Origin of the sequence: Amycolatopsis dendrobii (genome assembly GCF_014145675.1) — a bacterium.
GTDB classification, from domain to species: Bacteria; Actinomycetota; Actinomycetes; order Mycobacteriales; family Pseudonocardiaceae; genus Amycolatopsis; species Amycolatopsis dendrobii.
Genome location: NZ_JACGZW010000001.1, coordinates 295,631 through 321,250 on the forward strand (window position 1 = coordinate 295,631; position 25,620 = coordinate 321,250).

Below are 25,620 nucleotides of genomic sequence, written 5' to 3' on the forward strand. Positions count from 1 at the left end.
AGAGGGGGCCGCATGCCCGGTCACTCGAGCGGAAAGTTCGGCCTGACCGCCGGCCAGCTCGAAGAGTTCGAACGAGTCCTGCTGGACGAGGGGCTCGCCGCACCGGGCGATGCCGGGATACCACGACGCACGCCCGGTGCCGCCGCGCCCGCCTCGTTCGCGCAGGAGCGGCTGTGGCTGGCTGAACATCTCGACGCGGGCAGCGCTTACAACGTCGCCGTCGCGGTCGACGTCGAGGGCGACCTCGATCGGGACTGCCTGTCCTGGGCGCTCGGCGAGGTCGTCCGGCGGCATGAGGCCCTCCGCACCACCTTCGATTCCGCCGACGGCGCCCCGACGCAACGGATCAACGACCGCGGCAGCGCGCCGGTGACCACAGTGGATGCTCGCGAATGGACGGACGACGCGGTCGAGGAGCGCACAGTTTCGGAGGCGCGCCGCACGTTCGACCTCGCCGCCGGTCCGCTGCTGCGGGCGTGTCTGCTGTGCCGTTCGGCCGCGCGACACCGGCTCGTCCTGACCGTCCACCACATCGTCGTTGACGGCTGGTCGATGGGCGTGCTCGTCTCGGAATGGCTGGAGCTGTACGAGAGCCGCCGTGCGGGCCGGGCGCCCGCGCTGGCCGAGGTCGCGCTGCACTACGCCGATTTTGCCTGCTGGCAACGGGAATGGCTCACCGGCGACCGGGTGGAGCGCCAGCTCGCGCACTGGCGGACGGCACTCGCCGGACTGCCCGAACTGGACCTGCCGACCGACCGCTTGCGTCCGGCGGTGCCTACCGGTGAGGGCGCGGAGCACGTGTTCGCGCTTCCGGCCGCACTGCGAGCCCCGGCGGCCGAACTGTGCCGTCGCGAGGGCGTCACGCTGTTCATGCTGATCCTCGCCGCCACGCAGGTGCTGCTGGCGCATGAGAGCGGGCAGGACGACATCGCCGTCGGCTCTCCGATCGCCGGCCGGCCGCGGCCCGAGCTGGAGAACGTCGTCGGGTTCTTCTCCAACACCCTGGTGCTGCGCGGCCGCCTGCGCGCCGCCGAGACCTTCCGGGAGTACCTCGGGCGCGCGCGCGAGGCGACGCTCACGGCTTACGAGAACCAGGACGTCCCGTTTGAGCGGCTCGTCGAGGAACTCGCGCCGCGCCGCGCCCTCGACCGCGCGCCGCTGTTCCAGGCGATGCTCGTCCTCGACGCGCCGCTGCCGGAGATTTCCCTGCCGGGGCTGCGGGTGTCGGCTCGGCCGGTGGATACCCGGTCGTCGATGTTCGACCTCACCATCACCCTCGACGAGCGCCTCGCAGGATCAGTGACCTACCGCGCGGATCTGTTCGCCCCGGCCACGATCGCACGCCTGGCCCGAAGGCTCGGCGAGGTCCTCGAACGGATCACGGCGGATCCGGATGTTCCGCTGGCGCGGCTGGCCGAGCCCGGCGCGGCCGAACGGGAACGCCTGTTCGCCATGGGGACCGGCAAGGCCGAGGCACCGGACCGTTCGGTCGTCAGCCGGATCGAAGAGCAGGCGGACCGGACTCCCGACGCCGTCGCGCTCATGTTCGGCGAAAAGACCTGGACGTACCGGCAGCTCGACCAGCGCGCGAACCGGCTCGCCCATCGGCTGCGCGAGCTCGGGGCGGTGCCGGACACCGTCGTCGCGCTCCTGCTCGAGCGCTCGCCGGACTTGCTGATCGCGATGCTCGCAGTGCTCAAAGCCGGCGGCGCGCATCTGCCGCTCGACCCCGCGGATCCCGACGAACGCCTGGCCGCGCTGGTCGCGCATTCGGGCGCGGCCGTTCTGGTGACTGCCCGGCCGGACCGCTTGCCCGGCATGGGGATCGCGACGATCGGGGCAGAGGCGGACGGGCCGGACACCCGGCTGCCGCTGAACGCGACGGCGGACAATCTTGCCTACGTCCGCTACACGTCCGGTTCGACCGGCAAGCCGAAGGGCGTCGCGGTCACGGTCGGAAATCAGGCGCATGTAGTGGACTCGGTGGTCAGCACACTCGGTCTCAATGCCGGGACCCGGATGCTCGGCCGCGCCACCGTCGTGTTCGACATGGCCGAGGTCGAACTGCTCGCGCCGCTCGTCGCGGGCGGCGCGGTGGTATTGCTCGACGAAGAACAGTCCCGGGACCAGCGAGCGGTCGTCGCGGCGGTCAACGCCGGGCGCTGCACCGCGGTTCAGACCACGCCGTCGCTGTGGCGCACCATGCTCGACCTCGGGATGGCACCGCCGTCCGGGATGGCCTTCCTCACCGCAGGCGAGGCGTTGACCGCCGGCCTCGCCGCCGAACTGCGCGCCCGCTCCGCGAGACTGGTCAACCTCTACGGCCCGGCAGAGGCCACCACGGCGACCGTCGGCGACATCACCGCGGAACCGGAGGGACTGCCGTCGATCGGCGGGGTGTTCGGCTCGACATTCGTCGTCGTGCTGGGTCGCGACGGCCGGCTGGTCCGCGAGGGTGTGGTGGGCGAACTGTACGTCGACGGCGGCGGCGTCGCGCGCGGCTATCTCGGCGAGCCGGGGCTCACCGCCGAGCGATTCGTGCCGAACCCGTTCAGCGGGCACGGCGCCCGGCTCTACCGCACCGGGGATCTGGTGCGATGGCGCCCGTCCGGGGTGCTCGAGTACATCGGCCGGGCGGATCACCAGGTGAAGATCCACGGCATCCGGGTCGAGCCGGGCGAGGTGCAGGCCGTGCTGGCGGGCGAGGAATCCGTCGCTGGCGTCGCCGTGGTCGCTGCCGGCCGCGGTCAGTCGACCCGATTGATCGCCTACGTCGTCGCGGCGCCGGGGTACCGGTTCGACGAGCGCGGGCTCCGGACGTACGCCGCGCGGTTCCTCCCGGCCGCGCTCGTGCCGTCGGCATTCGTGGAACTCGCGGCGCTGCCGCTCAACGCCAACGGCAAGCTCGACCGGTTCGCACTGCCCGAGCCGCCCGCCGCGGTGCCCGACGACAGCAAACCGGCGACCCCGGAGGAGCACCTGCTGGCCCAGGTCTGGGCCGATCTCCTCGAACTGCCCGCAGTCGGCGTGCACAGCGATTTTTTCGCGCTCGGCGGCCATTCGCTGCTCGCCACGCAGCTGATGGCCAGGGTCCAGAAGCTGTTCTCTGTCGAGCTTCCGCTGCGCGCGGTCTTCGAATCGCCCACGATCGCCCGGCTGGCCGCGGCGATCGTCGAGGGCCGGGCCGCGCACCCGGCGCTACCGCCCGTCGTCCCGGCCGAGCACGACGTGCCGCCGCTGTCCTTCGCCCAGGAGCGGCTGTGGTTCGTCGATCAGCTGCTCGGTGGCGCGGCCTACAACATCGCCATCGCCGTCGGCCTGACCGGGGAACTCCACGCGGAAAGCCTGACGTGGGCGCTGGAACAGCTGATGCTGCGCCACGAGGTGCTGCGCACGACGTTCGAGGCCGACGGTGGCGAGCCGGTCCAGCGGATCCGGCCCGATGCGCGGATCGCGGTCAAGACCGTCGACACGGCCGGATGGGCCGCGGCGGACGTGGACGCGTTCGCCGCGCGGCACGCCAGCGAGCCGTTCGACCTGGCACGGGACACGCTCGTCCGGGCCTGCCTGTTGCGCTCGGCGGAAACCGAACATCTGCTGGTGTTGACTATCCACCACATCGTCGTCGACGGCTGGTCGATGGGCGTGATCGTCAGCGAGCTCGCCGAGCTCTACGCGAGCCGCCGGGACGGACGCTCGCCCGCGCTTCCGGAAGCGGACCTGCAGTATGCGGACTACGCGGTGTGGCAGCGTGGCTGGCTGCGCGGCGACCGGCTCGACCAGCAACTCGGGTATTGGCGCGAGCAACTCGCGGACGTCCCAGTCCTCGCACTGCCCACGGATTTCCCTCGGCCCGCCGTCCCTGCCGGCGAAGGCGCGGAGTTCGAGTTCGCGCTGCCGGCCGAACTCCGCGGACCGGTCGCCGAACTCTGCCGTCGCGAGGGCGTGACATTGTTCATGCTGCTGCTAGCGGCCGCCCAGGTACTGCTTGCGCACGACAGCGGCCAGCACGACATTGCCATCGGGTCGCCGATCGCGGGGCGGCGCCGCCCGGAACTCGAGCGCCTGGTCGGGTTCTTCGTCAACACGCTGGTGCTGCGCGGGAGGGTCCAGTTCGACGTCCCGTTCCGCGACCTCCTTGCGGGAGTGCGCGAAACGACGCTGGCCGCCTACGAGCATCAGGACATCCCGTTCGAACGGCTCGTCGAGGAAATCGCGCCGCAGCGCGAACTCGACCGGACGCCGCTGTTCCAGGTGATGCTGGTGCTGCAGAACGCGCCTCTGCCCGCGTTGAGCCTGGACGGTGTCGAAGTGACCGCGCGCTCGGTCGATACCGGGTCGGCGATGTTCGACCTGACTGTCACGTTCGACGAAGAGCTCACCGGCACCGTCACCTACCGCACCGACCTCTTCGCCGAGCCGACGATCGCGCGGTTCACCCGGCACCTCGGTGAGATCCTCGCCGCGGTCGTCGCCGACGCCGGGATCTCGGTGGCTGTCCTCGGCGAGCCGACCGGCGAGGAGCGGCACCGGCTGCTGGCCGACTGGAACGGCGACCCGGAACCGCAGCGGACGCCCTCGGTCCGCGAGTTGATCGAGGCACAAGCGGACCGGGCCCCGGAGGCGACCGCATTGCACTTCGGCGACCAGCGGTTCAGCTACGGCGAGATCGAGATTCGGGCCAACCGCCTGGCGAACCGGCTGCGCCGCGCCGGGGCCGGTCCGGACGCGATCGTCGCGGTCTGCCTCGACCGTTCCCCGGAGTTGGTTGTCACGCTGGTCGCGGTGCTCAAAGCCGGCGCGGCCTACTTGCCCGTCGATCCGACTGACCCGGCTGAACGTCTGCAGGCGCTCATCGCCCGATCCGGTGCGCCGGTCGTGGCGACCGAGGAGAGACACCGCGCCCGGCTCGCCATGCCAGGGCCGGAGTTCGTGTGCGTCGAAGACGTCGGCGACGACGAATCGGCCGCGCGCCCCGCGATCCGGCCCGCGGCGGACAACCTCGCCTATGTGCGCTACACCTCGGGCTCGACCGGGCGGCCCAAGGGCGTGTCGATCACTGTCGGCAACCAGTCGCACTTCGTCGGCTCGGCGATCAGCCTGCTCGGGATCGACTCCGCCAGCCGTGTTCTCGCCCGCGCCAACGCGAACTTCGACATGACCGAGGTCGAGGTCCTCTCGCCGCTGTGCGCGGGCGCCGCTGTCGTGCTGCTCGGCGAAGACGAGGCACGGGACCAGCGCGCGGTCGCGGCGGCGATCAACGAAGGACGTTGCACCGTAGCGCAGACCACGCCGTCTCTGTGGCGGACGATTCTGGACCTCGGGCTCGATCCCGCGCCTGACGTCACGTTCATCACTGCGGGCGAGGCTCTCACCGCCGATCTGTCCCGGCGGCTGCAGCCGATGTGCAAGCGGCTGCTCAACCTCTACGGCCCGACCGAGATCACCGTCTACGCGACTTACGACGTCGTCGACGACCCCGAGGCCGCGCCGGCGATCGGCGGGGCGTTCGGGTCGACGTTCCTGGTCGTGCTCGGGCCGGACGGGCGGATGGTCCGCGAAGGAGTCGTCGGCGAGTTGCACGTGGGCGGCGGCGGGGTCGGCCGCGGCTACCTCGGAGCGCCCGCGCTGACAGCCGAGCGGTTCGTCCCGGATCCGTTCGGCCCGCCGGGTTCCCGCCTCTACCGCAGCGGCGACCTGGTGCGGTGGCGTGCGGACGGGTCGCTCGAATACGCCGGACGGATCGATCACCAGGTGAAGATCCACGGCATCCGGGTCGAACCGGGCGAGATCCAGGGCGTGCTGTCCGAGCACGGGTCGGTCGACGACGTGGCTGTTGTCGCGGCGGGCGAAGGCCCGGATGCGCGGCTCGTCGCCTACGTCGTGCCGGCACCCGGCGAGGCGGTCGACTCGGCGGTCCTGCGCGAGTACCTGACCCGGTTCCTGCCGCTTGCTCTCGTGCCGTCAGCGTTCGTCGAACTGGCGGCGCTGCCGTTGAACGTCAACGGAAAACTCGACCGATTCGCGCTGCCAGCCCCGCCGATGACCACAGTCGAGGCCGACACCGCCGCACCGCGGACCGTCGAGGAGGAACTGCTCGCGCAGGTCTGGGCCGAGTTGCTCGGCGCTGAAAACCCCGGCATCCACGACGACTTCTTCGCGCTGGGCGGGCATTCCCTGCTCGCCACTCGGCTGATGGCGCGCGTGCAGACACTCTTCGCGGTGGAACTGCCGCTGCGCGTGGTCTTCGAGTCGTCCACGATCGCCGCGTTGGCCAAGGTCATCGAAAGCGGTCGCGGGGCGCACCCAGCTCTCCCGGCCCTCGACCGCGCACCCCAGCACGACGGCGCGATGCTGTCCTACGCCCAGGAACGATTGTGGCTGCTCGATCAGCTCGTCGGCGGAGTCGCCTACAACATCGCGGCCGGTGTCGGCCTGGTCGGCAACCTCGACACGGACGCGCTGGATCACGCCCTGACCGATCTCGTGGCGCGGCATGAGGCGCTCCGGACGACGTTCGAGGACACCTGCGCCGGCCCGGTGCAGCGGGTGCATTCGCCGGGACCGGTGCGCGCCGAGGTCGTGGACACGACGGGACCGCTGGACGAACTGGCGTCGGCACAGGCTCGACTGCCGTTCGACTTGAGTCGCGGCCCGCTGCTGCGCGCCAGCCTTCTGCGATCCTCGCCGGTCGAACACCTCCTGGTGTTGACCATCCACCACATCGTCGTCGACGGCTGGTCGATGGGCGTGCTCGTTTCCGAGCTTCTCGAGCTGTACGCCGCGCACCACGCAGCTCGGCCCTCCACATTGGACGAGCCGGTGCTGCAGTACGCGGATTATGCGCACTGGCAACGCGGCTGGCTGCGGGGCGAACGCCTCGACCGGCAGCTCGCGTACTGGCGCGAGCAGTTGGCCGACCTGCCGGTCGTGTCCCTTCCGGCCGACCGTCCGCGTCCCGCGGTGCCCACCGGCGCAGGCGCCGAGTTCGAGTTCGCGTTCCCCGCCTCGTTGCTGGAGAAGATCGGGCGCTTGTGCCGCGAGGAAGGCGCCACTCTTTACATGGTGCTGCTCGCCGCGTTGGAGCTAGTGCTCGCGCATCACACCGGCCAGCGCGACATCGTCGTCGGTTCGCCGGTCGCGGGACGCCGCCGCCCGGAGCTGGAGTCGCTGGTCGGGTTCTTCGTCAACACGCTCGTGCTCCGGGGCCGGGTCGACGCGGGCGAGTCTTTCGCCGACCTGCTCGCGAGAGTGCGGGAAACGACCCTGGCCGCGTTCGAGCACCAAGACGCGCCCTTCGAACGGCTGGTGGAGGAGCTGGCGCCACACCGGGATCTGGACCGGTCCCCGCTGTTCCAGATAATGCTCGTGCTGCAGAACGCCCCGCTGCCCGAAATCGAATTGCCGGGGTTGACCGTGACGCCGCGGCCGGTCGACACCCGCGCGTCGATGTTCGACCTGACCGTCACGTTCGACGAACAGCTCGCCGGTACCGTCACGTACCGGACGGATCTGTACGAACGGAACACCATAGCGCGGCTGATCGAGGATCTGCGGCGGGCGCTGGAGAAGGCAGCCGAGGCACCCGGCCGCGCGGTCGAACTGCTCGATGCCGGCGAGCGGGCGCGATTGACCGAGCTCGCCTCCGGCCCGCGCACCCAGATTCCCGCCGTCTGCCTGCACGAGCTGGTCGCCGCGCAGGCTCGGCGCACCCCGGACGCGGTCGCAGTGCATGCGGAACGGGTGCTCACCTACGCCGAACTCGACGCTTGTGCCGATGCGTTGGCGGCGCGGCTGCGTGCGTGCGGCGTCGGTCCGGACACACGGGTCGCGATCGCGCTCCATAGGTGTGCGGCGTTGCCCGTCGCGTTGCTCGGGACGCTGAAGGCCGGCGGGTGCTGCGTTCCGCTCGACCTGGACCAGCCGATCGAGCGGCTGCGGGCGATTGTCTCGGACTCCGGCGCGGTCGCAGTCGTGGCCGGGTCGGACCGGCTCGCCGGGGACCTGCCGAGGCTCGAAGCGGACCTGCACGCCGCCGGCGTCCCGGTCGAATCCGGCGCAGCGCCGGAGAATCTCGGGTACGTCATCTACACGTCCGGTTCGACCGGCCGGCCGAAAGGCGTCCTCGTCCGTCACGCCTCGCTGGTCAACCACATGCTCTGGATGAACCAGGCTTACCCTCTGGGCACTGGCGACCGCGTGCTGCAGAAGACGGCGATCGGCTTCGACGCGTCGATCTGGGAGTTCTGGGCCCCGCTGCTCGCCGGCGCGACGCTCGTCCTCGCCCGGTCCGGCGACGAACGCGATCCCGGCCGCCTGGTGCACCTGCTGCGCGAGCACCGGATCACGACGCTGCAGGTCGTGCCCGCGCTGCTGGAGGTGCTGCTCGACACGCCGGGCATCGCCGGGTGCACGGCGTTGCGGCGAGTGTTCTGCGGAGGCGAGTCGTTGCCCGCTGCGGTCGCCCGCCGGTTCCGCGCCGCCCTGCCCGCACAACTGGTCAACCTCTACGGCCCGGCGGAGTCCTGCATCGACGCGGTCGTGCACGACGTCGGCCCGGACAGCGCGGTGCCGATCGGCCGGCCGGTCAGCAATGTCCGCGGTTACGTCCTCGACGACCGGCACCGGCTCTGCGCGGCCGGCGTCGTGGGCGAGCTGTGCCTCGCCGGGGCCGGTCTCGCGCGCGGTTATCTCGGCCGGCCGGACCTGACCGCCGAGGCGTTCGTGCCGGACCCGTTCGGGGGGCCTGGCGAACGGCTCTATCGGACCGGGGACCTCGCGAGGATGCGGTCCGACGGCACGTTCGAGCACATCGGCCGCCGGGACAGCCAGCTCAAGATCCGCGGACACCGCGTCGAGCCGGCCGAAATCGAGGCGGCGCTCAGCTGCCACCCCGCGGTCCGGGAGATCGCCGTCGCGGCACGCGGACGCCTGGTCGCTTATGTGTCCTTGCGGCCGGGGACATCGCTGACCTTGCCCCAGCTTCGGGCCTACGCGGCCGATGTGCTCCCCGCTGCCATGCATCCCGAGGCATTGGTCGTACTGGACGCGCTGCCGCGCGGGCCGCACGGCAAGCTCGACCGGCCGGGACTGCCGGTGCCGCCACCTCCCGCCCCGGAGGTCGTCCGGCAGCCGACGACAGCTCTGGAACGCCTGGTATGCACGCATTTCGCCGCCGAGTTCGGGCACGAGGTCGATCCTGACGCGTCGTTCTTCGACCTCGGCGGGAATTCCTTGCAGGCCATGCGGCTCATCGCGCGGCTGCGGGCGGCGTCGGGCCGGGACATTCCGCTGAGCATGCTGTTCCAGTCGCAATCGCCCGCGCTGCTGGCCGCGCGGTTGCAGGAGTCCCGCGGCGACCAGGTCCCGTTCGAGATCTCGCGGCACCGCGACCGGGTGCCGCTCTCGTCGGCCCAGCGGCGGATGTGGCTGTTGCATCGGATCGACCCGGCCCGCACCGACCACCACATCCCCGTCGTGGTGCGGCTGCACGGTGTTCTCGACGTCGGCGCGCTGCGCGCGGCGATGACGGATCTTGTTGTCCGGCACGAGATCCTGCGCACGCGATTCGTCGCTGCCGGGTCCGACGTCCACGGCGTGATTTCAGAGTCCCGGGAGGCTTCGCTGGAGCTGGGCGGGAGTCCGGACGCGCTGATCCGCGAGCCGTTCGACCTCGCCGCCGGACCGGTGTGGCGCGCGTGCGTGATCCCGGATGGCGACGACGTGCACGTGCTTGCCGTCGTCGTCCACCACATCGTCACCGACGCGCTGTCGAGCGCGATCTTGATGCGCGACCTCGCCGTGCTGTACCGCGCTCGCCGTCTCCGGATCGCCCCGGCACTGCCCGCTCTGACCGCCGGTTACGCGGATTACGCGGACTGGCAGCGGAGATGGCAGCAGAGCGCCGAACACGACCGCCAGCTCGACTACTGGCGGAATCAGCTCGCCGGTCTTCCGCGGCTGCCGTTCCGGAACGGTTCCGAAGGGGCTCGAGCCCGCTTCGAACTGCCGGAGCAGACCAGACGGCGGCTGGCCGCGCTCGCCGAGGCCGGGCGCACCACGATGTTCGCGGCGACAGTGGCCCTTCTCGGCGTCCTGCTGCACCAGCACACCGGGCAGACCGATCTTCCGGTCGGCGTCGACATGGTCAACCGGCCGCACGCCGAACTCGACGGTGTCGTCGGCCCGTTCGTCAACCGGGTCGTCCTGCGGACCGACCTCGCGGACCTGCCGACCTTCCGCGAACTGATCGACCGGGTGCGGCAGACGACCGAGGACGCCCGCGCGAACCAGGACGTGCCGTTCGAATCCGTGGTGGCGGCGGTCAACCCGGACCGGGCGCGCCGGGGCGACCCGCTGGTCGATGTCCTCGTCGTCTACGACCAGGAGACCGCGCCCGTCCGGTTCGACGACCTGCGCGTCGAAGAGGTCGATGTCCCGGTCGGTCAGCTCAAAGCCCCGCTGACGTTCTTCCTGTGGAACGACGGGGAACGCCTTGCCGGCGGCTTCGACGTCGCGGCGGGCGCCGGCGCGCCGGAGGAGTTCCGCGATCGATTCCTGCGGCTGGCCGAGGCCTGCGCCGCCGAGCCGGACCGGCGCGTGCACGAGTCGGTCGATGTCGTGCCGCGGCGGAAGCGGGGACGGTTCAAGGGCATCCGCCCGACGCCGGTGGCCGCGGGCCCGCTGCCCGCGGTGCTGACTCCGCCCGCCGGTGACGTCGCTGAGTGGATCTCGTCCGTGCGGACGGAGATCGACGACCGATTGGCGGCGGCAGGCGCGATCGTTTTCCCTCGCACGGGGATCTCGGCGCCGGAGTCGTTCGATCGGGTCGCTGCTGCGCTGTGCACCACGCTGTACGCGGAGAACGGCGAGCACATGCGGATCGGCGCCACCGCGCATGCGCAACGCCCGGTGCCTTATGCCGCCGACCGGGAACTGCTGTGGCACAACGAGAATTCGTTCAACGCGGAGTGGCCGGGCAAGATCGTCTTCGGCTGCGAGCAGGCAGCCGAGAGCGGCGGGGAGACGACTCTCGTCGACAGCCGAGAGGTGTACCAGCGGCTCGATCCGGCGCTTCGCCGGCGGTTCGCGGAGAAGAACGTCATGTATCAGCGCACTTTCGGGGGCGGCATCGGGCTCGGCTGGGCGCAGGTCTACGGGACCGGAGACCGCGCCGAAGTCGAGCGCCGCTGCCGAGCCGCGGGCGTCCGGGCGGAGTGGACTTCGGACGGGCGGCTGCGCACCCGCGCTGTCCGTCCGGCGGCGATCAGGCACCCGAAGACGAGTGCCTGGGCGTGGTTCGCCCAGGCACAGCACTGGCACATCGCGTGCCTCGACGACCGTACCCGTGCGGCGCTGCAGGCGAAGTTCCGCGAGGAAGACCTGCCGCGGCACTGTTTCTACGGGGACGGCAGTCCGATCGAAGACTCGGTGATGGCCGAGATCCTCGGCGCGTACCGGGCTCTCGAGGTGACTTACACCTGGCAGAAGGGGGATCTCATGCTCGTCGACAACGTGCTCACCGCACACGGGCGGCGGCCCTACACCGGCACCCGGCTGCAACTGGTCGCGCTGGGCGAACCCACTCCGTTCTCCACCGGCAACGGGAGGCGGCGATGACCACGGGCTACCGGCTCTCGCACCGCCAGCAGAGCCTGCTGCGGTCGGCCGCCGGCGCACCCCTGCGCCCGGCGACCATCACGATCTCCGTCGCCGCGCCCGCCGGTCCAGCCCGGCTGCGCGCGGCCGTGCACTCGGTGGCGGCACGGCATGAGGTGCTGCGAACGAGGTTTCAGGTGCGGCCGGACACCGGCGCGCCGATCCAGACGGTCACTGCCGAGCCGGACGTGCAGTGGCAGGTGCTCGGCCCGATCGACGAGCCGGACGGGAGCGTGGACGACCTGATAGCGGGTGTTCTCGAACACCCTTACGGCGAGACGGGTCAACCGACCGTCGGCGCGACCCTGCTGACCGGCACGGGCGGGTCCGGGCTGCTCGTGCTCGCGATGTCCGCGCTGGCCGTGGACGCCGCCAGCGCGGCCGTGCTTGTCGCCGACCTCCGGCGCGCCTTCCACGGCGAGGCGTTCGACGACGAAGTGGTCCAGTACGCGCAGTTCTCCGAGTGGCAGCACGAGAATGCCGACGGGACTGCGGACGACGGCGCCGCGTACTGGCGGCGTGTTTTCGGCGAGGTTGCGAATCCGCCCGGTCTGCCGCTGGCGCGGGAGCGCGCGAACGGACAGGCGGGAGTCCGGCGGCGTGCCCTCGACGCAGACCTCGACAAGGCGGTCCGAGCCCTCGCTGACGTCGAACGGACCACCCCGGAGACGGTCGTTTTCGCGGGGTGGGCCACTGCCCTGCTGCGGCTGAACGGCACATCGGAACTCACCGTCTGGCGAACGCTCGACGGGCGTGCCGACGAGGAACTCCGGACCGCGGTAGGACCGTTCGCGGCCACCGTGCCCTCGACGTTCTCGGTGCGGGCGCGGACCCGATTCTCCGACGTGCTCGCCCAGGCGCAGCACACCACCGCGGAGAACGAGCGCTGGCTTGATCGGCTCGGTCCCGAAGCGAACGGCGCGCTCGGGTTCGGGTTCGACGTGATCGACCCGCCCGCGCCCGCCGGCGGGTTCGCCCTCACCCAGGTGACCGTGCTGGGCCCGTCGTTCCCGGTCGCGCTCCGGTTCTTCCGCGCCGGACCGCCGCATCTCGAACTGCGTCACGGTCCGGACCTGCGTCCCGAGGACGCCGACGTCCTGCTGGACCAGGTGGTCGCGGTACTCGCGGATGGCTGCGCCGAGCCGTCGCGCGATCTCGCCGGCTTGTCGCTGCTGACTGCGGCCGAGCGCGAACGCATGGCCGAAGCGAACGCCGCCGCAGCGGCGTCCGGCCAGTCGTTCCCGGAGATGTTCGCGAAACAGGTCCGGGCGACACCCGAGCGCAACGCGGCCGTGCACGGCGACCGCGCGCTGACCTACGCGGAACTCGGCCGGTCGTCGGACCGCATCGCGGCGGCTCTGCGTGCCCGGGGGATCGGCCGCGGCGCGGTCTGCGCGTTCTGGCACCGGCACGGCATTGGCGTGCTCGAAGGACTCCTGGGCGTGCTGAAGGCCGGCGCCGCCTATGTGGTCCTCGACCCGCAGTGGCCCTACGACCGGATCGCGGAGGTTTTGCGCGACTGTGCGCCCGCCGTGCTGCTCACCGAGAAGGCGCTGGTTCCCGACCCTGGCGCGGCCCCGATTCCCGTGGTGCGGCTCGACATCGACGTCGACACCGAGCTCGGCACGGTGGTTTCCGGTCCCGGGGTTGGCCCGGACGATCTCGCCTACCTTGTGTACACCTCGGGGTCCACCGGCGCACCGAAGGGCGTGTGCGTGACCCATCGCGGGCTCGCGAACTACCTCGCCTGGGCTGCGGACGCTTATCCGGTGTCGGGCGACCGGCCCGCGCTCGCTCATTCCGTCCCGGTCTACGACATGGCGGTGACGACACTGTTCGCCCCGCTGCTGCGAGGCGGGAGCATCCGGTTCACCGAGGCCGAAGGACTGGACGGGATCGTTCGTGCGCTCGACGACGGCGAACTCGGTCTGCTCAAGCTGACTCCCACGCACCTGCGGCTGCTGCCGCGTCTGGTGGGGGACCGCGCTTCGCGGCTCGCCGACGCCGTCGTCCTCGGCGGCGAGGCCTTGTCCGAGGACGTCGTCGCTCAGTGGCGGCCCGCCCCGTTGCTGGTCAACGAGTATGGTCCCAGCGAAACCGTAGTCGGCTGCGCGTTCTACGACTGCTCGGCCCCTTCCGGCGCCGAGTCGGTGCCGATCGGCAAGCCCATTGCCGGAACCCGCCTCTATGTCCTCGACGAGAGGATGCAGCGGGTGCCGATGGGTGTGCCGGGCGAGTTGTACGTCGGAGGGGCGGGCGTGGCCCGCGGCTATCACGGCGAACCGGCGCTGACCGCCGAGCGGTTCGTGCCCGACTCGTTCGGCGACGAGCCCGGCACCCGGCTCTACCGGACCGGAGACATCGTCCGCCAGCTCACGACCGGCGACCTGGTCTGCTGCGGACGGATCGACGATCAGGAACAGGTCAACGGATTCCGAGTCGAGCCCGCCGAGATCGAGGCCGCCCTCGCGACGCACCACGCGGTTCGTTCCGCCGCTGTCGGCGTCCGGCGCGACGGAGACGACCTCGCCCAGCTCGTCGCCTGCGTAGTCCCCGAGGGCCGGGCGCCGCATCCCGACGAGCTCCGGCGACACCTGCGCGGAACCCTGCCGCAGCACCTGATTCCTGCGGTCCTGGCGGCGGTGGACGAACTGCCTCTGACCGCGAGCGGCAAGCTGGACCGCAAGGCCGTACCGAGGCTGGCGGAGAGTCTTCGTCCCCGGCGGTCCGCACCGTTGCCGCCGCGGACCGAGGTCGAGCAGACCGTGCTGCGGGTGTGGCAGGAAGTCCTCGCCGACCCCTGGGTCGACGTCGGGAGCAATTTCTTCGATGCCGGCGGGACGTCGTTCCTGCTGCTGGACGTCGCCGTGCGGCTGGAGGCAGAGCTCGGCGTCGAGGTCCCGGTGCTGACCTTGCTGGAGCATCCCACGGTCGCCGCGGCCGCCCAGCAGCTCACCGCCTCCGGCGAGGACGACTCCGCGCCGGCCGAGGACCGCGTCGCGAAACAGCGGGCGGCGATGGCGAGGATGCGGCAGCGGCGCGTCGGACAGGACGGCGCGTGATGCAGGACGCCATCGCGATAACCGGCATGGCCGGGCGCTTCCCCGGTGCTGGGGACGTCGACCAGTACTGGCGCAACATCCGGACCTCGACCGAGTCGATCTCCTTCTACACCAAAGACGAACTGCGTGCGGAGGGGTTCGACGAGGAGACCCTCGCGAATCCGGATTTCGTGGCGGCCGGTGGCGAACTCGCCGGCAGTTCGCTCTTCGACGCGGCCTATTTCGGCTACTCGCCGCGCGAGGCCGAGCTGATCGACCCGCAGCAGCGCGTGTTCCTCGAATGCGCGAGCGCCGCGCTGGAGCGGGCCAACGTGGTGCCGAATCCGCGGCTGCGCGTCGGCGTGCTCGGCGGCGCAGGGATGAACACCTACCTGGTGCAAAACGTACTGGCGCATCCCGAGCTGATCGACCCGGCACTCGCGCCGCAGGTCATCATCAGCAACGACAAGGACTACCTGGCCCTGCGCGTGGCGTACAAGCTCGGCCTGCAAGGTCCTGCGCTGACGGTCCAGACCAGCTGTTCGTCCTCGCTGGCGGCGGTTCACCTGGGTTGTCGGATGCTGCTGACCTACGACTGCGACGTCGTTCTAGCGGGTGGTGCCACCGTCTCGTCGCCGCAGCGGCGCGGGTACGTCTACCAGCGAGGCGGCGTAGCGTCGCCGGACGGGCACTGCCGGGCCTTCGACGCTCGCGCCGATGGGCTCGCCCCCGGCTCAGGCGTCGGCGTCGTCGTGCTGAAACGCTTGGAGGAGGCGCTCGAGAACCGGGATGTGATCCACGCCGTGATCCGCGGCTCGGCGCTCAACAACGACGGATCGGCCAAGGTCGGGTTCACTGCGCCGAGCGTGGCTCTGCAGGCCGAAGCGGTCGCCGAAGCCCTCGCCTCGGCCGGGGTTGACGCGGCGTCGATCGGCTACGTCGAGGCACACGGCACCGCGACGCGGCTCGGCGACCCGATCGAGGTCGCCGCGCTCACCCGCGCGTTCCGCCGCACCAGCACGGCGACCGGATTCTGTGCGCTCGGCTCGGTGAAGACGAACATCGGACACCTCGACGCCGCCGCCGGCGTGGCCGGGCTGATCAAGACCGCGATGGCGCTGCGCCACCGGGAACTCCCGCCGAGCCTCAACTTCGAGCAGCCCAATCCGCACATCGACTTCGCCGGCAGCCCGTTCTTCGTCAACGTCGCCGCTCGTCCCTGGGAGGCGGACGGACCGCGCCGGGCGGGGGTCAGCGCGTTCGGGCTCGGCGGTACGAATGTCCATGTGGTTCTGGAGGAAGCGCCCCCGCGTCCGGAACCCGAGCCGTCGCCCTGGCCCCAGCTGCTGCTCAGCTCGGCCCGCTCGCCCGCCGCGCTGAGCGCGGCGCGCACCGAACTCGCCGATCATCTGGCCGCGCGTCCCGGCGTCGCGTTGGCGGACGTCGCGCATACCCTGCTCCGCGGGCGGCAGCCGCATCCACACCGGCTCGCGACCGTCGCCGCGGACGCGGCGGAAGCAATCGATCTGCTGCGGGACCCCGCTGCGGGAGTCGAGGCGGGCACTGCGGACCTGATCTTTCTGTTCCCCGGCGTGACGGAAGTGCCCAGGGGAGCCGGGAGCGAGCTGTATCGCCGGTACGGGGTGTTCCGTGAGGCGATCGACGAGTGCCGGCCGCAGGCGGACGTGCTGTTCACCGGGCCGTCCCGGCCGAGGGACGCGGCGGTCGCCACGTTCGCGTCGAGCTACGCACTTGCCCGGTTGCTGCTGTCGTGGGGGCTGGCGCCGCGTGCGATGGTCGGCCACAGCATGGGGGAGTACGTTGCCGCGGTCCTGGCCGGCGTGCTTCCGACGGCCGACGCGCTCCGGCTGGTCTTGCTGCGGTACGAGCTGCTCGAGCGGATTCCGTCCGGTGCGATGCTCAGCGTGCCGTTGTCCGAAAAGGACATTCGTCCGCTGCTGCGCGAGGATCTCGACGTCGCTGCGGTGAACACTGCCGGATCCACCGTGGTGTCCGGGCCGGTGGCCGCGATCGAGCGACTGGAATTCGAAGCGAAGGAACGCGGTGCGGACCCGGTCCGGCTGCGCGTGCCGGTCGCGACGCATTCCGCTCTGCTCGAACCGGTTCTCGGCGAGTTCGCGGCCGCGGTCGCCTCGACACCCTTCGCCGAACCACGCCTGCCTTACGTTTCGTCGTTGACCGGCACCTGGGCCGACGCGGCCGAGGTGTGCCGCGACGAGTACTGGGTGCGGCAGTTCCGCGAAACCGTGCGATTCGCCGACGCACTCGACACCTTGCCTCCCGACGCCGTCGCCGTCGAGGTCGGGCCCGGCCGTGCGCTCGCTTCGCTCGCCCGGGCACACGGCCGGTTTCCGTGCTGGCCGCTGCTGCCGACTCGCCGCGCCCGCTCGGAAATGACCGAGTTTCTCGGCGCGGTCGGCCAGCTCTGGCAGTCCGGTGCCGACCTCTCCGCCGCGGAGATCGCCGCAGACGAGACCCGCGCTTACGCCGAGCTGCCGACATACCCGTTCGAACGGCAGTCCTACTGGCTCGGCGCCGGCCGTGCAGCGGCCGCCGAAGAGGGGATCCGCTACGCGTCGCCGCTTTGGCGCCGGGCGCCGTTGCAGCCGACGGCTCGCGAAGACACGACCTACCTCGTGCTCGCCGACGGAGCCGCGGGCACCGAGGTCGCTCGTATGCTGCCCGGCCGGGTCGAATTGGTCACCGCGGGCGTGGACTTCGCGCGTGGCGACGTCGAGGACTACGTCAAGGTGCTGAAGTCGCTCGACGTCCCGCCGACCGACATTGTGCACGCCTGGCACGACGACGGCGGCTTGCTCGGCCAGGCGTACGACGCTTTGCGGTTGCCCGGGCCCGACCGGACCTGGCGGCTCGTCGACCGCGTCCACGACGTCACCGGCACCGAGGCCTTGCTGCCCGGCCCCGACGGAGCCGTCGACCACACCGTCGATGTCGACCCCGCCGACCCCGCGGCGGCAGTCCGGGAAATCGGCGGCGGCAACGACCCGGTCGTGGCGTACCGCGGCGTGTATCGCTGGACTCGTTCTGTCGAGCCGGTCGCCCTCACCGTGCCTGGCGAGAGTGCACTGCGTTCCGGCGGGCTGTACGTGCTGTCCCGCGACAGCGCAGTGTTCGGCGAACACCTCGCCGACCGCTGCGGAGCGAAGGTGGTGATCCTCGACGCCGGCACCGAGACGGCGATGCTGCGGAGCATCCGGGACGTCAGGGCGCGGCACGGCGCGATCGACGGCGTGATCCTACCTGCGCGATTGCTCGATCCGTACGCGCTCGCCGAAGCGCTCGGCGGCGGCGATCCGTTGTGCATACTGCATTCCGGCCCCGAGATCCCCGCGCCGATCGAGACCGCCGTCCGCGCGCTCAACCGGGAGGGCGGCCGCTGGCTCGTGGTGAGCTGGGACGGCAGCGTGGGGCCGGACGACGTCGGCGACGTCCTGGAGCGGGTCGCGGCAGTCCCGGAGCACGGGGTGCTCTTCGTGTCCCGCCCCGGCGGCCGGCAACGAGAAAACGCCGCCGGGTCCCCGGAAGAGCACAGCTCGCGGCACGGCCGCCCGTCGTTGCCGACCCCGTACCTGGCCGCTCGCAACGACATCGAGGCCGAGCTGGTCGGCATCTGGGAGGAGGTCACCGGGATCGCCCCTCTCGGCGTGCACGACGACTTCTTCGCCCTGGGCGGCCATTCGCTGATGGGAACTCAGGTCGTCGCCCGTCTGCGTGCCGCGTTCGGCGTCGACTTCCCGCTGGCCCGGCTGTTCGACTCGCCGACGATCGCCGAGATGGCCCAGGTCGTCGTGCGGCTCGCGGCCGAAGCGGACGACACCGGCCTGGAAGCGCTGCTGGCTGAGATCGAACTGTCCTCCGACGACCCTGCTGCTGATGGGTGAACCCGACATGACGACAACGCCCCGCGACCCCGAGCTCGACCGGCGGATCGCCGCGCTTTCCCCTCGTCAGCAGGAACTGCTGATGCGACGGTTGCGCGAGCACCGCGCGACTGCGCCGGACGAACCGCCGATTGTGCGGCGTCCGGTGACCCGCGCGCCGCTGTCGTACGCGCAGCACCGGCTTTGGTTCGTCGACCAGCTTGACCCGGGCACGCCGCATTACAACGTCGCAATCGCCGTGCCGGTCCGCGGCGCTGTCGACACCGATGTGCTGCAGCAGGCCGTCGACGACCTGGTCCGCCGCCACGAAGCGCTGCGTACCACGTTCGAACTCGACGACGAGACACCGGTTCAGGTGGTCCACGAGCACGTCGCCGTGCCGTTGGCCGTCCGGGACCTCCACCGCGAGGACGACGTCCAGGAAGCGGTGGGCGAGTTCTCCCGGCAGCCCTACGACCTCGCCGCCGGGCCGCTGGTCCGGTTCCTCGTGCTGCGGCTCGGCGAGCGGGAGCACGTGCTGGGCATCGCGATGCACCACATCGTCTCCGACGCGCGGTCGATCGAGATCGTGCTGCGCGAGCTCGGTGCGGCCTACGAGGCGTTGCGCCGCGGAATCGTCGGGGCGTTGCCCGAACCCGACCTGCAGTACGCGGATTTCGCCCTCTGGCAACGGGAAAAGCTGCAGGGGGAGGTTCTCGAACGCCAGACCGGGTACTGGCGGCTGCAACTGGCCGGGGAACTGCCGCCGCTGCAGCTGCCGGCCGACCGTGCCCGGCCCGCCGAACCGCTGTTCACCGGCAAGCAGCGGCTGCACGAGCTGCCCGCTGAGGTCAGCGCACGGCTGCATGCCCTGACAGCCGAAGAGCGCACCACGCCGTTCGCGCTGTTCTTCACCGCGATCGCTGCGCTGCTGCATCGCTACACCGGGCAGGACGACCTGGTCGTCGGCGCGCCCATCTCGAATCGCTCGCGCACCGAGCTCGAAGGCACTGTCGGGTATCTCGGGAACACCCTTGGGCTGCGCGCCGACCTCAGCGGCGAGCCGACGTTCCGGGACGCCCTGCGCCGCAACCACAAGGTCGTCTTCGACGCCCTCGCGAATCAGGATCTGCCGTTCGACAAGGTTGTCGAGCTCGCTCAGCCTGAGCGCGACTTGAACCGCACTCCGCTGGTACAGGTCATGTTCGTGTACCACACCGACGAGAACCGCGCGGACGAGGCGGCAGGACGGGAACTGAGCATCGGTGCGCCGTTGGTGATCGACAACGGCACGGCCAAGTTCGACCTCACGTTCAGCGTGCGCCATCGAGACGGCGCGACCCTCCTGGCGCTCGAATACTCCACCGAGTTGTTCGATCCGGCGACGATCGACCGGCTCGTCGGGCACTGGGAAACGCTGCTGGGCGCGGCAGCCGCCGATCCGGACACTCCGATCGGACGGCTGCCGCTGCTCGCCGAGGCTGAACGACGCACCATCATCGAGAGCTGGAACGCGACGGCTGCGCCGTTTCCCGAGCAGTCCTGTCTGCATGAGCTGATCGAGGAGAACGCCGCGGCGAGCCCCGGCGCTGTCGCCGCCGCCGACGGGTCCCGCACCCTGACCTATCGCGAACTGGACGAGCGGGCGAACCGGCTCGCCCGCCACCTGCGCACGTTGGGCGCCCGACCGGACGTCCCGGTCGCCGTGCGCCTGGACAAGTCGGTGGACGTGGCGGTAGCGCTGCTCGGCATCCTGAAGTCCGGCAGCCCTTACCTGCCGCTGGATCCGGCAGGCCCGGCGGCCCGGACCGAGCACATGCTCGCCGAAGCGGAAGTGCCGGTGCTGCTCACGCGCGCCGGACTGCCCGGCCGTGGCGTCCCTGAGACGTTGACGACGGTGTTGATCGACGAGGACTGGCCGGTGATCGAGCAGCGGTCCGCTGCCAAGCCCGATGTGGCGGTGACCGCCGGGGATCTCGCATACGTCATCTATACCTCGGGGTCGACTGGGACGCCGAAGGGCGTGATGGTCGACCACCGCGGGCGTGTCAACAACTTCCACGACTTCAATACGCGGTTCGCCGTCGGAGCCGGCGACGCCGTGCTTGCGCTCGCCTCCTTGACGTTCGACATGTCCGCCTACGACGTCCTCGGCACGCTCATGGCGGGTGCCCGGATTGTTTTTCCGGCCCCGGGGGCTGACCGGGACCCGGCGGACTGGCTGGAGCGGATGCGGGCCGAGCGGGTGACGGTATGGCATTCCGTGCCCGCGCTGCTGGAGATGCTCGTCGAGTATCTGGAGGCCGAAGGCGCCACCCTGCCCGATCTCCGGCTGGTGCTGCTCGGCGGCGATTGGGTCCCGCGCACGCTCCCAGCGCGGATTCGCGCGGCCGCGCCCGGAGCGCGGGTCGTCGTCATGGGCGGTGCCACCGAGGTGTCGATGGACTCGACTATCCACGAGTTGCGCCCGGACGACGAAACCATCCCGTACGGCAGGCCGATGGCCAATCAGCGCGCCTACGTTCTCGATTCGCGTCTCCAACCCGTCCCGGTCGGCGTCGCCGGCGATCTCTACCTCGCCGGGGTCGGCGTCGGCCGCGGGTACCTCGCGAATCCCGAACTCACTGCCCAGAAGTTCCTCGAAAGCCCGCTGCCGGAGGAACCCGGCCGGATCTATCGGACCGGCGATCTGGCCCGCTACCGCGCGGACGGCAACCTCGAACTTCTCGGCCGCTCCGACTTCCAGATCAAGATCCGCGGCTGGCGCATCGAACCCGGAGAGATAGAGGCCGTCGTGCGGGAGCACGCCGCGGTCAAGGACTGCCTGGTCGTCGCGCAGACCGTCGGCAACGGGACGAAACGGCTCGTCGGCTACCTGCTGCCGAGGGGCCCGCTCGACCTCGCAGACGTGCGGGACTGGACGGAGGCGCGACTGCCGGATTACCTGGTGCCCTCGGCGTTCGTCGTCCTCGACCGGCTTCCGCTGACCGCCAACGGCAAAGTGGACCTGCGGAACCTGCCGAGCCCCGCCGCGGCCCAGGACGCGCCGCCGGTCGAGCCGCGGAGCGGCGCGGAGCGGACGCTCGCGGAAATCTGGCAGGAGTTGCTCGGCGGCGTCCAGATCGGGATCGACGACAACTTTTTCGCGTTGGGCGGCGACTCGATCAAGACCATCCAGACCATCGCCCGGGCGAAGAAACGCGGGTTGCGGCTGACCCCGCGCCAACTGTTCCAGCACCAGACGATCCGGGATCTGGCCGCCGTCGCGGAGACCGTCGAACCGCAGCCGGCGGCGGCAGCAGCGCTTCTGCCCGCTGAAACGCTCGCGAGACTCCGTGCCGAGCACGAGGATTTCGAGGACGCGTACCCGCTTCCGCCGATGCAGCGCGTGATGTACGAGCAGGCGGTGCACGAGCCGCCGGAAGGGCTCTACATCATCCACGCCGACTATTTCTTCACCCCTGGCGGACTTGACACCGGACTGCTTGTCCAGGCGTGGCAAGCGGTGATTGACCGTTATCCCGTGCTGCGCAGCACTTTCCACGCAGACGGTCTCGACGAGCCGGTCCAGGTGGTGCACCGCACGGCGAGCGTCGTGGTCGAACGGCACGACCTGCGCGGCATGACGACCGAAGAGCAGTTGCGGCGGCAGGACGAAATCGTCTCCGACGACCGCCGCCGCGGGTATGACTTGACCCGCGCGCCCCTCGTGCGGCTGCTTCTGCTGCGGCTAGACGACGATGCTTGCAAGTACATCAGCTCGAACCACCACATCGTGCTCGACGGCTGGTCGCGGGCGATCGTGCAGCAGGAAGTCTTCGCCGTCTACGAAGCGCTTCGCCGTGGCGAGCGGGCCGCCTTGCCGCCGTTCCGGCCTTTCCGCGACTACATCTCCTGGGTGCGCGCACAAGACACCGCTGGCGCCCGCGAAACCTGGGCGCGCTACCTGGCTGGTTTCACCGAGCCGACGCCGTTGGTCGCGGCACGCGGCGTCCCCGACCCTGCCCGGACCGGACCGTTCGCCAAACAGAGCATCGCGCTCGACGCGGATGCCGCCGCGCGTCTCGACCGGTTCACGCGTACGCACCAGATCACGCAGAACACCGTGATGCAGGCGGCGTGGTCGCTGCTGATGTGCCGCTACACCGGCCGTCGCGACGTCGTGCTCGGCGTGGTGTCGTCCGGACGCACCACCGAACTCGACGAGATCGACACGGTCGTCGGCCTGTGCGTCAACGCGCTGCCGGTGCGGACCGTGGCCGATCCGGAAGAGCCCCTGCTGCCGTTCCTCATCCGCCAGCAGCAGGAACAGGTCGAGCTGCGCGAACTCGACCACACTCCGCTGGCGGAGATCAGCGGCGTGCTCGGGTTCGCCGGCGCGCCGTTCGAGACGATCATGGTCTACGAGAACTATCCGTGGGACGGTTCGCTGGTCGCGCTGGCCGACCGGGTGTCGTTCGACCATCCGTTGTGCCGGCCGGACTATCAGCTCGCGCAGTTCGAATACCCGCTGAGGGTCGAGGTCGCACCCGGCATCCCGCTGCTGATCATGCATTACTACACCGACTCGTTCGCCCATGCGGCGATCTCCGAGATGCTTGCCGACTGGGCGGCCGCGATCGACCTGATGGTCCGCGACCCGCGACAGCCGCTCGGGAGTTTGCTGTGAATGCCGACACGAGCCTCGCCGCCGCGCTGACTGCGGAGCCGGACCCGCCCGGCCGCCGGAGCACGCCGTGGGCAGCGCTCTCGGCCGTGCTGCTGGTCCTTGCCGCGGTCACCGGGGTCGTGGCGGCGCGCCAGAGCCCGGACCCCGCTCCAGCCGACGCCCCGGCTACGGCCTTCTCAGCTGGCCGGGCAATGGCGCACGTCGATGCCGTGGCCGGCGCGCCGCGGCCGACCGGGTCGGCCCGTCTGGAGAAAGCACGGCAGTACCTGGTCGCCGCGCTGCGCGGGCTCGGTCTGAACCCGCAGACGGTCACCAGGACGGCGTGCCGGGACCAGCCGGACGCCGAGGCGACCTGCGGCCGCGTCACCGATTTGCACGCACTCATCCCGGGCGCCCAGCACGGTGGCACTGTCGTCCTTGTGTGCCACTACGACTCCAATCCCGGCGGCCCGGGTGCCGCGGACGACGGGTTCGGCGTCGCCACCCTGCTCGAAACCGCGCGGGCGCTCCGAGCGGGGCCACCGCAGGAGAACGACGTCATGCTGCTGTTCACCGACGGCGAAGAGGCTGGCCTGCTCGGCTCACGCGCCGCGCTCGACGCGGGCCTGCTGCCCGACCCGGCGCACAGCGTTGTGCTCAACCTCGAAGCGCGCGGCGTGTCCGGCCCGGCGGTGATGTTCGAAAGCTCGGCGAGCAACTCGGCTGTGGTCAGCGCCCTGCGGGACGACACCGCGGACGCGGCCTCGTTGTCCTCATTGGTGTACGGACTTCTGGGCAGCGACACGGACTTCAGCGAGTTCCGCGCGGCGGGACGGTCCGGTATGGGTTTCGCCGTCGTCGGCGGCTCGGCCCGCTACGACACCGCTTTGGACAGCATCGCGAACGCGGACCCGAGCGGCCTGCAAGACCTGGGGAACGCAATCCTCGCCGCCACCCGGAACCTCGCGGCGGCGAACCTGTCGGCGACAGTCGACGACGGGCCCGCGACGTACTTCCCGGTCTTCGGCCGCCTGGTGGTCTACCCCGAGTTCGTCGATCTCGTGGCCGCGATCCTGGCATTGGCGGTTCTGGTCACAGCGCTGGCGCTCGGACGCCGGCGGCGGACGGTGCGGCTGTCCGCCGTACTGGCGGGGGGCGGGGGACTGGCGGCCACGGTCGTCGTCGCGGGCGGGTTGGGACTCGCTCTTTGGGAACTGATCCTGCTGGTCCGTCCTGACTACGTTGGTTTCCTTTCCGGCAATCCGTTCCGCGCGGATTTGCCGGACGTCGGCGCGGCAGTGATCGCCGTGGCGGTCGCCGTCGTGTGGTGGCTGGTGGCGCGCCGCCGCGTCGAGCCGCTCGAGACGTCGCTTGCAGTGACTGCGGTGCTGGCGGTGGCGGGCGTCGCCGCGGCGGTCCTCATCCCCGGCGCGAGCTACCTCCTGGTGTGGCCTGGGCTAGGGGGCGCGGCCGCAAGCCTGGCCGCGGTCCTGGCGCCCGACACCCGTTGGCATGCACTGTTCTGGGCACTGCCGGCGGCGGTCGCCGTCGTGCTGGTGCTCCCCGTGGCACTTCTGCTGTTTCCCGTCACGGGGCTCGCCATGGTGGCGGCGCCAATGGTCCTGCTCGCGCTGCTGGCGGCGGCGGTCGTTGCCGGGCTCGCGGCACCTCGGATGCGTCGCCGCACCGTTGCCGCGACGGCTGCCGTACTGGTACTGGCAGGCCTCGCGCTGACCGGCACGGGGCTCGCCCGGGACACCGTAGACGCGGCGCACCCCAAGGAACTCTCGATGATTTACGGTCTGGACGCCGACACCGGTCAAGCGAACTGGCTGAGCCCGTACCCGGCAGCCGAACCGTTCGTCGACCACTACGTGGGCCAGGACAGCCGGGGCTGGACGGACCGGTACCCGTTGCTGCTGGCCCCCGCCTACCGGTCCGGGAAGGCGGCATTCGTCTCCGTCGCCGCTCCTGCTGTAGACCGGCTCGCCAGCACGCCGCTCGCCGAGGGCCGGGTACTCCAGCTGCGGTTGCACTCGACCCGCCCGGACGCCACCGCGCTGGCCGTGTACGTCGATACGGCCGCGACGCCGGTGGTCCGCGCGGAGGTCGAGGGACGTCCGGTCAGGGGCGGAATAAACCACGATGCCTCGTATGGGTGGGGCTGGGGTGCCACCTTCGTGGGCGGCGAGGCGGACCTCCGCCTGACGGTCGCCGGAAACCGGCCGGTGCGCCTGCGGGTTCTTGCGCAGACGCCGGGCTTGCCGTCAGCCGCGATGGATCTGCCGATGCCGGACACCGTTGCTGGTGCCAGTTTTCCGTCGATCCAGACCCTCGCGGCCCGCACCGTGACGTATTGACGGCCCGATCA

At 70.9% G+C, this 25,620-nt stretch carries 5 protein-coding genes; all 5 read left to right on the forward strand.

Going from position 1 to position 25,620, the window contains the following annotated elements; translation table 11 throughout:
* The first annotated feature begins 12 nt into the window (after window positions 1-12).
* Genes H4281_RS01305 through H4281_RS01325 form a run of 5 tightly spaced genes read left to right on the forward strand, consistent with a single transcriptional unit; the run spans window position 13 to window position 25,609 of the window.
* Window positions 13-11,619: a non-ribosomal peptide synthetase gene (locus tag H4281_RS01305; protein WP_182889001.1), complete on the forward strand. Its 11,607-nt coding sequence runs from the start codon at window positions 13-15 to the stop codon at window positions 11,617-11,619.
* Window positions 11,616-14,720 carry a non-ribosomal peptide synthetase gene (locus H4281_RS01310; protein ID WP_182889002.1) on the forward strand — a complete coding sequence of 1,035 codons (3,105 nt, stop codon included), beginning with the start codon at window positions 11,616-11,618 and terminating at the stop codon, window positions 14,718-14,720. The genes H4281_RS01305 and H4281_RS01310 overlap by 4 nt, the downstream gene beginning before the upstream one ends.
* Window positions 14,720-18,622 (forward strand): type I polyketide synthase, encoded by a 3,903-nt coding sequence (locus H4281_RS01315; protein WP_246411305.1) that lies wholly within the window; start codon window positions 14,720-14,722, stop codon window positions 18,620-18,622. Before H4281_RS01310 ends, H4281_RS01315 begins: the two co-directional genes overlap by 1 nt.
* A complete protein-coding gene (locus tag H4281_RS01320) occupies window positions 18,615-23,270 on the forward strand; it encodes a non-ribosomal peptide synthetase (protein WP_182889004.1) in 4,656 nt (1,551 codons plus the stop codon). Before H4281_RS01315 ends, H4281_RS01320 begins: the two co-directional genes overlap by 8 nt.
* On the forward strand, window positions 23,267-25,609 hold the full coding sequence (locus H4281_RS01325) for a M20/M25/M40 family metallo-hydrolase (protein ID WP_182889005.1): 2,343 nt from the start codon (window positions 23,267-23,269) through the stop codon (window positions 25,607-25,609). The genes H4281_RS01320 and H4281_RS01325 overlap by 4 nt, the downstream gene beginning before the upstream one ends.
* Window positions 25,610-25,620 lie beyond the last annotated feature (11 nt).